A 15,206-nucleotide genomic window follows, 5' to 3' on the forward strand; every position below is an offset into this window, starting at 1 on the left:
ACCAGTGAATTTAGTGCTTTGCAAAATAATAATGACAGGTATTGTGAGGCCCGTCAGCGGTTAAACCGCACGCTGCAGCGATGCTTAACGGGTTGCACGCTATTTGCACATTGTTTACCTAATCATTGCTTGCGTATCGGTGATGCTAGCATGATACGCCATTTTCTCTGGAATTTTCGCCCTCAGCCAACGGATGCCGCGCGGTAATGACCTCCTCTCACTTTCACGCACCTTCTCAACAAGGCCGTATCGGTTTCGGAGCCTTGGCAGCACTACTGGTTTTCGTTGGCGGCTTAACCTTGGCTTGGTGGATTATCAGCCAGCCGCCTCGCGTTGAACGCCGCCCGCCACCGCCCGCCGCGCCACCCTTAGTGGATATCATGACGGCTGAAGAGCGCCTGCAAGCGCCGATGCTTAACGGTTTTGGTCGAGTAGAAGCTGAGAAATCCACGATGTTAGCCAGTCGAGTGGCTGGTCAGCTAGAGCGCTTTGGCGAAGGCGTTCTTCCAGGTCAGGTCGTCGAACAAGGAGCGCCGGTTGCTTATATCGATCAGGCCGATTTACGTCTGATTCTCGAAGATGCCGAAGCGCAGTTGGCCAACGCGCAGGCGCAGCTAGCGCTAGAACAAGCGGAGCAACAGCGCGCCCGAAGTGAGTATGAATCTTTTGGCCGCCAACTCAGTGCTGAGCGCCGTGCATTGGTGCTCCGTGAACCACAGCTACGCCAAGCTCAAGCGCAATTAACGCAAGCACGCGTGGTGCGAGACCAAGCAGCGCTTAATCTTGAGCGTGCCACGTTAGCTGCCCCTTGGCGAGCCATGGTGCAAGACCGCTTGGTTGGCGCAGGAACCCTGTTAAGCCAGGGTACTGAAGTACTCAGCTTGGTCGGCGTCGAACAGTTTTGGGTTCGCGCTTCGTTGCCGGGGGATATTTTGGGTTGGCTAACGCCGGGCAGCCGCGTCACGCTTACCAGCCAAGGCTGGCCGGAAGGAACAAGCAGAGAAGGTAACTTAATTTCTATTCTGCCAAACCTGGAAGAGAACGGCTTACAGGCGCAGCTTTTGATCGCCGTGAATGACCCGCTGTCGCTAGAGCAAGATGGTCCCGCACTGCGCCTTGGCGATGTGCTGCGTGTTGCCTTTCATAGCACAACCCAGGAGCCGCTTATCGCCTTGCCTTCTGCCGCATTGCGTCCCGGCGAGCAGGTGTGGTGGGTAGATGATGAAGATCGCCTACGCAGCACCCATGTCACCCTGGCCTACCGCGGGCAGGAAACGGCGCTGGTACGCAGCGGTTTAGTCCCCGGACAGCGGGTGGTTATTGCCGGCTTGGCTCAGCCTCGTGAAGGCCAACAAGTCCGCATTCGCCAGCGAGGCGACACGCCAGCCAGTGATGAGGAAAGCCCATGATTCGCCGTGGCCCACTCGCCTGGATGGTCGACCATGGCGTTGCCCCTAACCTGATGATGGTGCTGTTTATCGTCGGCGGTTTAATGGCATCCTTGGCCATCAAGAAAGAGGTTTTCCCGGAATTTGAAACGGAAATCATCCAAGTTAGCATCGGCTATCCCGGTGCCACACCGGAAGATGTTGAGCAAAGTTTGCTGCTACCGGTTGAAGCTGCCATTGCTGATGTGGAAGGCATCGATGAATTAACCGCCAGCGCTGGTGAAGGTAGCGGCGTGGTCAGCGCCACGCTGATCGACGGCGTTGATGTAATGCGGGCCTATCAGGATATCCAGCAGGCTGTGAATGCTATCACGACCTTGCCTAACGCAGCGGATCCACCGCGCTTTACCCTGGCTGGCCGCTCTCGCAGCGTGGTGAGCTTGCAGGTGTATGGCTCCGTGGGCTTAGCCGCACTGCATGACGCCGCCGAGGATGTGCGCGCAGAATTACAGGCCAGTAGCGGTATCTCCCGTGCAGAGCTCTCCGGCAATCGGGAACGTGAAATCCAGGTGCTTTTGGATGAAGAAGCCATTGAGCGCTTTGGGTTAGACCATCAACAACTTGCCAGCCGAATTGCCGAAGAAGCGCTCGATCTCGCCAGTGGCCAGCTCACTACCGCCGAAGGTGAGTGGTTGATTCGCTATCAGGGACGCCGCAACAGTGCGGACGAGTTTGCCGCGCTCCCTATTCTCACCACTGCCCAAGGTTCCCCCATTTTACTGGGCGATATTGCTCGCGTAAGAGAAGGGTTTGCTGAAACCGATCGCGAGGAGTTCTACAACGGCGAGCAGGGCTTATCGGTGGATATCTATCAGATTGGCGATCAAACGCCGACGAGTATCTCCCAAGCCGTTTACGTTGAGCTGGAGCGGCTGCGCGACAACCTGCCCAACGGGATACGCCTGGATGTTTCCAGAGATAGCTCAGAAATCTATGAAGACCGTCTGAACCTGCTGCTAAAAAACGCCTGGATGGGCTTGGCACTGGTGCTAATTCTGATGGCACTGTTTCTTGAGGCACGATTGGCCTTCTGGGTAACGCTAGGCATCCCGACAGCATTTTTGGGTGCAATGCTGTTTCTGCCATGGGTTGGCGTCTCACTCAATATGATGTCGATGTTCGCCTTTATTATTGCCCTTGGCATCGTCGTGGATGATGCTATTCTGGTCGGTGAGAATATTTACAGCTACCGGGAACAGGGCTACTCACTGCGCGATGCCGCGGTGAAAGGTGCTCAAGAAATCGCCACACCGCTTACCTTTGCGATTCTGTCTAATATTGTTGCGTTCCTGCCACTACTGTTTTTACCCGGCTTTTTAGGGCTTATTTTTGCTACCGTGCCAGTGGTCGTTACCACGGTCTTTATTATTTCTCTGGTGGAAGCTCTGTTTATACTACCCGCCCACCTCGCCCACGCCAGCAAACCCCGCCAGACACCCGTATGGCAACGCCCTATAGAAGCTGTTCGTCTACGCATGCAAAAGGGCTTGCATCACTTTACTTACCAGCAGTTTGAACCGTTTTTACAGCGCGCGCTTACTCAACGCCTGCTGACTGTATCCCTAGGCGTCGCCTTGCTATGTGTCACGCTTGCCTGGGCAATGAGCGGTAGGCTTGGCTTTTCACTTATGCCCAGAGTGGAATCGGACCAAGTTCAAGCCAGCGTTACCCTGCCGATTGGCAGCAACATTAGCGTTAGCCGCGGACTAAGCCAACAATTACTCAATGCCGCCGAGGAACTTAGCGAACGCGAGGCAACCCTCAGCTTTAGCAGTACCCGCAGCAGCCTGGATGGTGAGAACCTGCAAGTGCGCCTGGATATCGCCAGAGAAAGTTTAGATGCCTGGCCTCCATCTCGAATTGCCCAGGAGTGGCGCGACTTAACAGGCGACTTAGTCGGCGCGCAATCAGTGCGCTTTGAGTCAGACTTCGGCGGCCCCGGTAGTGGTGCAGCGCTAAGCCTGCGTTTATCCCACCCAAACACCCAAGTGTTAGAAGCGGCCGCTGCGCAGTTGGCTGAACAACTGGCTGAATATGGGTTAACCGATATCGACAGCGGACTGGGAGACGGCAAACCGCAGCTTGAAATGCGCCTATCTGCTGAAGGGCGCGCGTTAGGGCTAACAGGCAGCGACCTAGCCCAGGCGCTACGCGGCCCGCTACAGGGTGCCACAGCCATAGAACAATTTATTGGCCGCCGAGAAGTCAGCGTTGAGGTACGCCTGCCAGAACAAGATCGCGATAGCCTCAATGAGCTTTATCGGCTGCCGATCCGGACCCCCGACGGCCTAAGCGTTCCGCTGTCACGCGTTGCAGATATTACGTTAAGCCAAGCTTCTAGCAGTCTTCAGCGTATCGATGGCCGGCGAATCATTACAGTGACCGCAGACTCGGAAGGCGACCAAGCAATTAACCAGGTGCTCGCCACGCTACAAGAGGATGTTTTCCCCACGCTTAGCAATACCTGGGCAGGGCTTGAAGTGAGCATGGGCGGTCGACAGCAAGATACCGCCGACAATTTAGCCACACTTCGCAACGCCATGTGGCTAATGCTGGCCGCGCTATATGCATTATTGGCCATTCCTTTCCGGAGTTACTTTCAGCCACTGCTGGTACTGGCCGCTATTCCGTTTGGTATTGTCGGGGCCGTTGCAGGCCATATGCTAATGGGGTTCGGACTATCGATTATCAGCCTACTTGGTATGCTGGCACTTTCGGGCGTGGTAATTAACGATGCCCTGGTTCTGATTGATTATGCTAACCGTAAGCGTCGCGAGGGCATGGATGCCCGCGAAGCGATTGTCGCCGCGGCGACCCGCCGCCTGCGGCCGATTATGATGACCACACTCACCACGTTTTTAGGCTTGGCACCAATGATTCTAGAAACCTCTCGCCAAGCGCGCTTTATGATACCCATGGCTATTTCACTAGGGTTTGGCATGCTATTCGCCACGGTTATTTTGTTGCTGGTAGTGCCCTGCCTCTATTTGGGTTTAGAAAACCTGCGCGAACGACTCAACAAACCACCCCAACCAAGCCATGAGGGAGCCAGCTAATGAAACTGTTCGCTTCGCTGCGCCAGTGGCGCCCTTCTCGGCTGGGTCTAAAGCTTTTTGTGGCGATTTTAAGCGTCAACGTAGCCATTGCAGCGAGCGTTTTTTTAGCAGTAACTTACAGCATCGATCGCGGCTTTTTAGAATATCTCAATCAAGCCCAAGAGCGACGCGCTACGCTGCTGGCGGATGGGCTAATTACTCGCTGGGAAACCCAAGGCAGTTGGGAGTGGTTGGAGCAATCGCCAGAGCGCTGGCCCTATATTGTGCGCTTTGAGCTTGGCCAGGCACACCGTGATCGCCCTTCTCCTCTCGGCGAAGCTCAGGACTTCGCTTTACGCAATAGCGATGGCCGCTTCGTCGTCCCGCCTGTTGAGAGCGCACGCGGCTCAAACGGTTGGCGGTGGCTCACCCTGTATAGCGACGTGACCTCAAGCGGCAACAATGAAGCGATTGGAGAACTGGGGTTTCGTCCTCCGCAAGATATGATGGAGCGCATGGAAAGTCGCTTCCTAGAGCGCCAGCAGCGCAATTTGGTGCTTATTGTTGTTTCTCTTGGGTTAGCATCGCTGTTACTGGCAGGAGGGCTTTCCTGGTGGCTAGGCCGACGCACCCGAGCATTGGCGGGCGCAACATTGCGCTTAACCGAAGGTGATTATCACACTCGGTTACCAGAACGCGGCCGAGATGAACTTTCCAGTTTGGCACGCGATTTCAACGTATTGGCGGCCACCTTAGAAGCTAGCCGTGACGCCAGAGCACGATGGGTATCAGACACAGCGCACGAACTACGTACCCCGTTGGCAGTCCTGCGTGGTGAAATCGAAGCGATGCAGGATGGGATTCGTCCGCTAAACCAGGAAAATCTTAGCTCACTGGCTCAAGAAGTGTCTCAACTGGAACGGTTAGTCACTGACTTGAGGCTGCTTTCGCAAAGTGATGCAGGCGCATTAGATATTCAGCTAGCGCCAATGAACCTTAGCGAAAGCTTGAAAGGCCGTTTATCCGATGCCGACCGCTGGCTAGAAGAGAGCGGCCTGACACTGTCAAGCCAGCTTACCCCCGGCATCATGATACAAGGGGATGCCCAACGCCTACGCCAGCTCTGGAATAACCTGCTGGATAACAGCTGCGCCTATACACAACCACCAGGAGAGCTACGGGTTTCATTAACCTGCGAGACTAACCATGCTGTGATTACTTGGGAAGACAGTTCCCCAGGCGTGCCTGAAAACGAGCTTTCACGCTTAACTGAACGCCTATACCGCGTGGAAGGCTCACGTAACCGCGCAAGTGGCGGCAGCGGGCTGGGGCTCTCTATTGCTAGCGCGTTAGTCAATGCCCATGGCGGAACACTCTCACCTGGCGTTTCTGAGCTAGGCGGCCTGAAATGGACGCTGCGCTTTCCGCTATTTATTGCCTCTTAATCTAAGCGAGCTGACTATGTCTGAGAATAATTCATCCCAAGACGCCTCACTGCTCATTGTTGAAGACGAGCCTAAAATTGCCCGCTTAATGGCGGACTACCTGGAAAACAATAATTTTGCTCCGACAATAATTGCCAACGGCAACGACGTTATGCCCTGGCTAACCCAGCACGTTCCTGCATTAGTACTGCTAGATGTCATGCTCCCTGGTAAAGATGGACTAGCGCTGTGTCGAGAAATCCGTCAACACTGGCCTAACTTACCCATTATTATGGTGACCGCGAAAGTCGAGGAAGTTGATCGTTTACTGGGCTTGGAGCTAGGTGCAGACGACTATGTTTGCAAACCCTTTAGCCCCCGCGAAGTGGTTGCCCGCGTAAAAGCCGTATTACGCCGCAGCCAAGCCGCGGCGCAAGTCGATGACGCCTCCGACACCACCCCACAAGCACCAGTGACACTCGATGAAGAGGGCTGGCAGGCGCTTGCCAATGGGCACGACCTTGGCCTCACTGCCGTAGAGTTCCAACTATTGCGCGTCATGATGCAGTCCCCGGGACGTATCTTCAGTCGCGAGCAGCTAATGGATCACATGTACAGGGATAATCGCATTGTCTCGGAGCGTACCGTGGACAGCCACATTAAGAAGCTACGCAAAAAAATCCATGAAGCACTCCCCGAGCTAGAGATTATTCGCTCCGTTTACGGGGTTGGATATAAATATCAGCCTGAGGGATAACCCCGTCTATTTGCTCTCTACAATCGGTGGCTGAACTTGGCGATTTAAAAAGGCGATTCCCGCGTCAATGGCGCTACCACGCAGCAGAAAGCTGGCAAAATGACCGTAGCCACGCTGTAAGTAAAGCTCGCTTTCAGTGCCCTGAGCCTGGAGTGCTTGATAGAAGTCAGTAGCGTGATCAACGGGCACTAGCTGATCCCAACTGCCATGAAACAGAAAAAACGGTGGTGCCTGAGGGGTGATTTGCCGCGCAGGTGAAGCCAGCACATAGGCCTCTGGTTTTTCGGCGCGGGTGCCGCCAATAAAGTCGACCACCAAGCGGCCGTCATCAAACTTCAGCAGATCACTGGGTAGACCGCCGACCAACACCGCTGCTAGCTTTGTGTGCTCGCCACCATAGGGGTCGCCAAGCGGGCCTTCATCGCCAGCCAAGGCAAGCAGGCTTATCAAATGTGCGCCAGAAGAAAAGCCAACGCCCACGATGCGGTCAGTATCCACTTGCCAACGCTCAGCGTTACTGTGAATCCAGCTCATCGCCTGTTGTAAATCATGTAGCTGTTCAGGGAATCGGTACTCGGGAGCAAAGCGGTGCTCAATATTCACTGTCACATATCCCTGCTCTGCTAACTGCTCAGCAATCGCCTCCATGTCGTCAGGTCCACGGTTGCGCCAGCCACCGCCATGCACAATGAGTGCAGCTGGTCGACGCTCTGCGTCTGACGCATTCGGCAATAGCACCTGGGCGCTCAATGTTTGTGCCCAATCATCAGGTGTATAACGTTTGGAAGGTAGTCGAGTAAAGGTCTGCGGAGTGTTCAGCATCCCCTGCTCAATGGCAGGTAGGCCCTGGCTGGCTTGATGCGTTGCACCGCAGCCACTCATCAAGAGAGTCAGCGCGCTTACGCCCAGGTATCGACGCATAATAAGTAAATCCAGCATGTAAAATTCCTCAATACTCCCCCCTCAATACAGTTTTTAATCACAGGTCTTCTTAAATCCAGTTCTTAAATCCAGTGAGCCCCCACCCAAGTGATTGTGACCGTGTAAGCTAAAATAAGGTCACGGTTGTTGCACACTTTGTGCAAACGTTTTACACCAAGCTCCTAGATACTGACATCGATAAACTGCCACTTTTTAAAACGTTTCGAGGTCTATTATGAACATGACATTACGTCAATTATTTGCTCCTGCACTACTTGCCGTTGCACTTATGCCTTTAGCCGTCAGTGCCAATGCCGGTCACCACAACAGTGCAGGTATTGACCGCGAAGCAATGCAGGAACGCATGGAAGAGTACCGCCAAGAAGCTTATCAACGCGCCGGTTTAAGCGAAGAGCAGCAAACTGCCTTAAACGAAGCACACGCTGAACACCGTGATGCCATGCTGTCGCTGCGCGAAGAGCACCAAGCACAGGTGGCCGAGATCCTAACCGAAGAAGAGCAACAAACTCTGCGCGATGCCATGCGCGAGATGCATGCTGAGAGACATGGCGAGCGTCGCCAGGGTGAAGGAGCTCATGGCAAGCGCGATCATGAGCGTCGTGGACACCACAGCGAACCTGCAGGGGAAAGTGCGGCAGAGTAAGCGTTTATTAAACGTCAAACCCTGCTCTAACGCCCGGCCTAGCCGGGCATTTTTGTTTCTATACTCCTGAAAAGCGCTTTATCCGCGGGTCTGAAAGCTTCCCGTCGACTTGAAGTGAGCACATAAACCGCGTATTTTATTTGAACGTTCATTCAAAAATAACGCTGTTTTTAATTCTTGTCTTAACAACAGGAGTCCGCCTCCATGGCGAAAGACAACCCCAACCTCCCCTCACGCGACCGCCTCAATCCCGTGGTTTTCCACGGGAGTGTGGCGGGAATTCTCCTTTTCTTGATTCTTACCATGCTGTTTACCGAACAGGCCGGTGCTTTCTTCGATGCTGGGCTTGCCTGGGTAAGTAAAACATTCGGCTGGTACTACATGCTGGCGATTGTGGCTTATCTGGTATTTGTGGTGATTATTGGCATGTCGCGCTTTGGCAGCATTCGCCTTGGCCCAGATCACTCTCGGCCTGAGTTTTCGTTGCTATCGTGGTCAGCCATGCTGTTTGCTGCAGGTATCGGTATTGACTTGCTGTTTTTCAGCGTTGCTGAACCGGTCGCCCACTATCTGGCACCACCTGATCTAGCGCCTGAAAGCCAAGAGGCCATGCGTCAGGCCGTCGTTCAAACCTATCTGCACTGGGGGCTTTCCGGCTGGGGGCTGTACGTGTTGATGGGTATGGCGCTGGCCTACTTTAGTTACCGCCATCGCTTGCCACTGGCGATCCGTAGCGCTCTCTATCCAATTTTAGGCAAGCGTATCCACGGGCCAATCGGTAACGCCGTAGACATTACCGCTGTTGTCTCCACTGTATTCGGTATCGCCACTAGCCTGGGTATTGGGGTGATGCAGCTCAATTACGGCCTTACCTATATGTTCGGCGTGCCTGAAACCCTCACCGTCCAAGTGATTTTGATCGTCCTGGTCGTGGTGTTGGCAACCATTTCTGTGGTGACTGGCGTCGAGAAAGGCATTCGCCGTCTTTCTGAGTTCAACATGCTACTCGCGCTAGCCCTGATGCTATTTGTACTCTTTTCAGGCGATACCCTGGTCCTACTAGATAAAGTGGTCAATAACGCCGGTGACTACCTTTCTGGGTTTGTGGGTGCCAGCTTTGACACCTACGCGTTTGCCGATGAAGGCGCCCAAGAGTGGAAAATGTGGTGGACGATCTTCTTCTGGGGCTGGTGGATTGCCTGGACACCGTTTGTCGGCCTTTTCTTGGCACGTATTTCACGTGGCCGTACCATCCGCGAATTTGTTGCTGGAGCGTTGTTTATTCCGCTGGCCTTTATGATGGTCTGGATGTCGGTGTTCGGTAACAGCGGCATTGAGCTGGTGGCCAACCAAGGTGTGGTCGAGCTGGGTGAGCAGGCACTCAACACTCCGCAAACCACGCTTTATACACTGCTTGAGTACTATCCTTACGCAGGTCTTACTGCAGCCATAGTAACAGTGCTAGGCATTGTGTTCTTTATTACCTCTGCGGACTCAGGTGCGCTGGTACTGGCCAACTTCACTTCTATTTTGAGTGACGTTAACCATGATGCGCCGATCCGTCTGCGTATTTTCTGGTCGGCAGTGATTGGCTTGATCACCATCGCCCTGTTAATGGCTGGCGGCTTAAACGCTCTGCAAAGTGCCGTGGTGATTACCGCCCTGCCTTTCTCGTTGGTGATTTTCGCCGTCATGGTGGGAATGTATAAAGCCCTAAAACTGGAAGGCAGCAAAGCCGACGCACGTCGCATGATTGCCGGTGGCGCACCCGGCGGCGACTGGCGCGAGCGTTTGGATCGTGCGCTGGATACCTCTAACCGTGCGGGTGCCGCGGCAACCATTCAGCACTCTATTCGCCCAGCGATGACGCAATTTGCCCAAGAACTTGAAAGCCGAGGCCAAACCGCCAACGTTACCGAAGAGCATCTTGATGGCGAGTCGCTTCCCAATCTGACGCTGCAGGTTGACCTGGGCGATGCCACTAGCTTTGTCTATCAAGTATGTCCGCACCGTATGCGTACACCCAGCTTTATACCTGCGGATGATGACTTCTATGTCCGCTTGGACGTGTACTTAGCTGAAGGCGGTCAAGATAAAGATTTGAACGGCTATACCCGTGGTCAAGTGATTGGTGATCTCGTGGCAGAGTACGAACGCCATCTACACTTCCTTACTCTGGCAGGTCAACAGATGGGCCATGTGCAAGCAATGCCAGGCACCATCGGCGAACCGCCCGAAGATTCCCAGATGTAATGGCGTAAGTCTTTAAGTGAAAAGAGAAATCCCAGCCTACGTGCTGGGATTTTTTTATGCCCGAAAAACGCCCTGATGATGCCCCTCACAACTAACGCCATATTGTGAGAATCACTGGGCAGGCGTAACGTAAAACTTTGTTTTCCCACTTGCTTGTTTTCCCACTTGCTTGTTTTTCAACTTTATTAGGAGACTTGCCTGATGGCCCGCGCTCACCGACCTTCGGGATACGCCTTTCCAGTGCCGGGCAGTGCACTACTTAGCGCTTGGCGCGAAGGATACACGCTTGCCAAATTGAAACGTGATGTCATGGCGGGGCTAACGATTGGTGTGGTAGCCGTCCCACTTTCTATGGCGTTGGCGATTGCCACTGGCGTGCCGCCCCAACACGGGCTTTATACTGCGATTGTCGCGGGCGCAGTGATCGCTTTGACGGGTGGCTCGCGTTTTAACATTTCCGGCCCCACCGCCGCTTTTGTGGTAATTCTATTTCCTATTGTCGCCAACCATGGCCTGGGCGGACTGCTGATCGCCACACTGATGGCGGGTGCTATTTTGGTCGCACTGGGGCTTTCTCGGTTAGGCAGTCTGATTCAGTACGTGCCCTACCCGGTTATCCTCGGCTTTACGGCGGGCATCGGGGTAGTCATTGCGCTCCTACAACTACCTGACTTTCTTGGCTTGGCCGGAGTAGAGCTAGGCGATAGTACCCTGCATAACCTAGTACTGATTGGCCAAGCGCTACCCACTCTTTCCCCCGCAGAAATCAGCGTGGGAGTTGTTACCTTGGCAACGCTGTTAATCTGGCCCAGATTGAATACCCCGATACCTGCGCCACTAGTTGGCTTGGCGGTAGGTACCCTGGCTGCCGCACTACTAGTAATGAGTGGCGTTAAAGTCGACACGATCGCCTCACGGTTTAGCTGGGAGTTCCAAGGTGAAAGCGGTAGCGGCATTCCACCCTTTGCACCTAGCGTTGCTGCACCCTGGCACTTTCCTGGCGCTGACGGCGCACCGCTTGAGATTAACTTCGCGCTAATTCAAGCGCTGCTTGGCCCAGCGCTAGCCATCGCGTTACTGGCGGCCATTGAATCACTGCTCTGCGCCGTCGTGGCAGATGGCCTAACCCGCACTCGACATGATCCTAATGCTGAACTGATTGGTCAGGGGCTGGGCAACTTAATCGTGCCCTTCTTTGGCGGCATTACTGCCACAGCAGCGCTTGCCCGCACGGCGACCAACATCAAAAGCGGCGCCTTCTCACCTCTCGCCGCAGTAGTTCATTCGCTGGTGGTGCTACTCGCGGTAGTCGCGCTGGCAGGCGTTCTGGGACATGTGCCTATGGCGGCCCTGGCTGCGCTACTATTTATCATCGCCTGGAATATGAGCGAGGCACGACACTTTGTGCATACACTGAAAAGTGCCCCCGCTAGCGATGTGTGGGTGCTGGTGATCTGCTTTGGGCTAACGGTACTTTTCGATATGGTGATTGCGGTGGCTGTCGGTATTGGCTTGGCCGCCGCCTTGTTTATTCGCCGCATGGCACAGTTGACCCACACTCAACGCTTAGACACACCCGATAAAGACGCGCACTTCCCACCGGAAGTCGCCCTTTACAAAATTCACGGCCCACTATTTTTCGGCGCCGCAGAAAAGGCGATTGCCACGCTACGAGTAATTGATCACAGCGTGCGAATTATCGTTCTGGATATGCGCGCAGTTCCCAGTCTGGATACCACGGCCATGGTGGCGTTAGATACGTTGCGCCGTGAGCTTAGCGAACAAGGCGTAGGAGTGATGTTTGTTGGGCTGCAGCCGCGCCTGGCACTCAAAATTAAACGCGCGGGCATTAAGCGTGAAGTGGGCAAATTAGCGGTCGTGAGCAATCTTGCCCATGCCGAGCGTATGGCACAACGCTGGTTGGAAAAGAAAGATTCAGTGGGTATTGAATAGACGGCAGGGAATAAAAGGGGGAGCTATCGTCTCCCCCACTTGCTCGCTCAGCTCGCCATATCCAGCACAATACGGCCTTCTATCTTGCCGTCGATCATACGTTGGAAGACGTCGTTGATATTGTCTAGCGTGTCGGTCGCCACGGTCGCTTTGACTTTGCCTTCGGCGGCGAAATCCAGCGCTTCTTGAAGGTCACTGCGCGTCCCCACGATAGAGCCACGAATGGTAATACCGTTAAGCACCGTGCTGAAGATCGGCAGTGGGAAGTCACCCGGAGGCAAGCCATTGAGCACCAGAGTGCCACCACGGCGCAGCATGTTTTGCGCTTGATCAAACGCCTTCGGCGATACCGCTGTGACCAGTGCCCCATGGGCACCACCAATGGTTTTCTTCAGATACGCCGCCGGGTCGGTTTTCATCGCGTTAACCGTTACAGTGGCACCTAGCCGTTCGGCTAGGGCTAATTTACCGTCGTCAATATCAACAGCCGCGACGTTCAGCCCCATCGCTTTCGCGTACTGCACCGCCATGTGCCCCAGGCCGCCGACGCCTGAAATAACCACCCACTGGCCGGGGCGGGTATCGGTCATTTTCAAGCCTTTATAAACCGTCACTCCCGCACACAGAACCGGGGCTATTTCAATGAAATCAACGGCGTCCGGCAGACGCCCTACATAGCCCGCATCCGCCAAGGTATAGTCGGCAAACCCACCGTTGACCGAATAACCGGTATTTTGCTGGGATTCACACAGGGTTTCCCAGCCGCCTAAACAGTGTTCACAGTAACCACAGGCTGAGTACAGCCAGGGCACGCCAATACGATCGCCCTCTTTGACATGGGTAACGCCGTCACCCACCGCCACGATATGCCCAACGCCTTCGTGCCCTGGAATAAACGGTGGCGAGGGTTTTACCGGCCAATCGCCGTGTGCTGCGTGTAAATCGGTGTGGCAAACGCCAGAGGCCGCCACCTTCATCAGCACCTCTCCCCGCTTGGGACGAGGCACGTTTACTTCTTCTATCGCTAGTGGCTGGCCGAATTCGCGTACGACTGCCGCCCGCATTGTGTTATCCATAATGCAACTCCTGATGGTTGTCGATGTGGCAACTTGTGGTTGCTCTTATCGTTACAGTAAGCGTCAGAGGAGTAGCAAAACGCCCGGCAATGGCCGGGCGGTATCACTGCAGAATAGTGTATTAGAAGAAACCTAGCGGGTTAATATCGTAACTCACTAGCAGGTTCTTAGTTTGCTGATAGTGCTCAAGCGCCACTTTATGGGTTTCGCGACCTACGCCTGATTTCTTATAACCGCCAAACGCAGCATGGGCAGGGTACTGGTGATAGCAGTTGGTCCATACACGACCTGCTTGAATGCCACGCCCCATACGGAAGGCGACGTTGATGTCACGGCTCCATACGCCGGCACCCAGGCCGAACTCGGTATCGTTGGCAATAGCGAGCGCTTCTTCTTCATCTTTGAAGGTGGTAACAGCGACCACAGGTCCAAAAATCTCTTCCTGGAAAACGCGCATCTTGTTGTTGCCTTTGAGCAGTGTCGGCTGGATGTAGTAGCCGCCATTGATGCTGTCATCCAGGCTCTCTTTATCACCGCCAGCAAGGAACTCGGCGCCTTCGTCGCGCGCGATGTCCATGTACGACATAATTTTATCGAACTGCTCTTGTGACGCCTGAGCACCTACTTGCACGTCGGTATCCAGCGGGTTACCACGCTTGATTGTTTTAGTCCGCTCAACCACCTTGGCCATAAACTCGTCGTACATGCTCTCTTGAATCAACGCACGAGAAGGACAGGTACATACTTCGCCTTGGTTGAAGAAGGCCAGCACTAAGCCTTCGACGGCTTTATCAATAAACGTCGGCTCGGCGTTCATGATGTCAGCGAAATAGATATTGGGCGATTTACCACCCAGCTCCACTGTCGAGGGGATAATATTTTCTGCGGCACATTTAAGAATATGCGAGCCAACCGGCGTCGAACCGGTAAAGGCAATTTTGGCAATACGCTTGCTGGTGGCGAGTGCTTGGCCTGCCTCTGCGCCAAATCCATTAACGACGTTTAGCACGCCGGGTGGCAGCAGGTCGCCAATAACCTCCATAACTTTCAATATCGAGGCAGGAGTTTGCTCAGCTGGCTTCAGTATGACGCAGTTACCTGCGGCAAGGGCAGGGCCAAGTTTCCAAGCAGCCATTAGAATCGGGAAGTTCCAGGGAATAATTTGACCAACAACGCCCAGCGGCTCATGGAAGTGGTAGGCAACAGTGTTAGCATCGATATCCGCAGCCGTACCTTCTTGTGAGCGCAGGCAGCCAGCAAAGTAACGGAAGTGGTCAACAGCAAGCGGAATATCCGCATTCAGGGTTTCACGAACCGCTTTTCCGTTATCCCACGTTTCTGCGACAGCCAGCATTTCAAGGTTTTGCTCGAGGCGGTCGGCAATCTTAAGTAGGATGTTACTGCGCTCTTGAACGGAGGTTTTACCCCAGGCAGGCGCTGCTTTGTGAGCTGCATCTAGCGCTTTCTCAATGTCTTCAGCGCTAGAGCGGGGAATTTCGCAGAATACTTGGCCGTTAACAGGACTGATATTATCAAAGTACTGGCCGTTGACCGGGGGAACAAACTCACCGCCGATATAGTTGCCAAAGCGTTTTTCAAAGGACACAACGGAACCAGCATCACCCGGGTTGGCGTAGATCATGGTAAAGCTCCTGAGTATTATGATTATTAAATA

Annotated in this window: 10 protein-coding genes; 7 read left to right on the forward strand and 3 right to left on the reverse strand. The window is 54.2% G+C overall.

The features are described 5' to 3' along the window. Positions 1-206 precede the first annotated feature (206 nt). Genes ACN06F_RS14100 through ACN06F_RS14115 form a run of 4 tightly spaced genes read left to right on the forward strand, consistent with a single transcriptional unit; the run spans position 207 to position 6,664 of the window. A complete protein-coding gene (locus tag ACN06F_RS14100) occupies positions 207-1,409 on the forward strand; it encodes an efflux RND transporter periplasmic adaptor subunit (protein WP_433924130.1) in 1,203 nt (400 codons plus the stop codon). Next, positions 1,406-4,504 (forward strand): efflux RND transporter permease subunit, encoded by a 3,099-nt coding sequence (locus ACN06F_RS14105; RefSeq protein WP_433924131.1) that lies wholly within the window; start codon positions 1,406-1,408, stop codon positions 4,502-4,504. The genes ACN06F_RS14100 and ACN06F_RS14105 overlap by 4 nt, the downstream gene beginning before the upstream one ends. Beyond that, positions 4,504-5,928 carry an ATP-binding protein gene (locus ACN06F_RS14110; protein WP_038477808.1) on the forward strand — a complete coding sequence of 475 codons (1,425 nt, stop codon included), beginning with the start codon at positions 4,504-4,506 and terminating at the stop codon, positions 5,926-5,928. Before ACN06F_RS14105 ends, ACN06F_RS14110 begins: the two co-directional genes overlap by 1 nt. A gap of 16 nt (positions 5,929-5,944) precedes the next feature. Continuing rightward, positions 5,945-6,664, forward strand: coding sequence for a response regulator (locus ACN06F_RS14115; RefSeq protein ID WP_038477812.1), 720 nt, complete (start codon positions 5,945-5,947; stop codon positions 6,662-6,664). Between the two features lie 6 nt (positions 6,665-6,670). Here ACN06F_RS14115 and ACN06F_RS14120 read toward each other — a convergent pair whose 3' ends face one another. After that, positions 6,671-7,603, reverse strand: a complete 933-nt coding sequence (locus ACN06F_RS14120; RefSeq protein ID WP_433924132.1) for an alpha/beta hydrolase fold domain-containing protein — start codon at positions 7,601-7,603, stop codon at positions 6,671-6,673. A gap of 217 nt (positions 7,604-7,820) precedes the next feature. Here ACN06F_RS14120 and ACN06F_RS14125 point away from each other — a divergent pair, with 217 nt between their 5' ends. The 3 genes from ACN06F_RS14125 to dauA all read left to right on the forward strand — a co-directional run bounded on the left by ACN06F_RS14125 (position 7,821) and on the right by dauA (position 12,455). Beyond that, entirely contained in the window at positions 7,821-8,249 is a 429-nt protein-coding gene (locus ACN06F_RS14125) for a hypothetical protein (protein WP_433924133.1), read from the forward strand. Positions 8,250-8,453: 204 nt separating this feature from the next. Continuing rightward, entirely contained in the window at positions 8,454-10,502 is a 2,049-nt protein-coding gene (gene betT / locus ACN06F_RS14130; protein ID WP_038477818.1) for a choline BCCT transporter BetT, read from the forward strand. Positions 10,503-10,703: 201 nt separating this feature from the next. Then, positions 10,704-12,455 (forward strand): C4-dicarboxylic acid transporter DauA, encoded by a 1,752-nt coding sequence (gene dauA / locus ACN06F_RS14135; protein WP_433924134.1) that lies wholly within the window; start codon positions 10,704-10,706, stop codon positions 12,453-12,455. Positions 12,456-12,502: 47 nt separating this feature from the next. On the opposite strand, the gene adhP is transcribed toward dauA, so the two are convergent. Then, positions 12,503-13,531 carry an alcohol dehydrogenase AdhP gene (gene adhP / locus ACN06F_RS14140; protein ID WP_176472115.1) on the reverse strand — a complete coding sequence of 343 codons (1,029 nt, stop codon included), beginning with the start codon at positions 13,529-13,531 and terminating at the stop codon, positions 12,503-12,505. A gap of 121 nt (positions 13,532-13,652) precedes the next feature. Next, the gene (exaC, locus tag ACN06F_RS14145) at positions 13,653-15,173 is read right to left on the reverse strand and encodes an acetaldehyde dehydrogenase ExaC (protein ID WP_009721344.1); all 1,521 of its coding nucleotides are present in this window, start codon (positions 15,171-15,173) and stop codon (positions 13,653-13,655) included. Between the last annotated feature and the right edge of the window lie 33 nt (positions 15,174-15,206).

Origin of the sequence: Vreelandella sp. 21 (assembly GCF_050995515.1) — a bacterium.
In the GTDB taxonomy this organism is placed as follows: Bacteria; Pseudomonadota; Gammaproteobacteria; order Pseudomonadales; family Halomonadaceae; genus Vreelandella; species Vreelandella alkaliphila.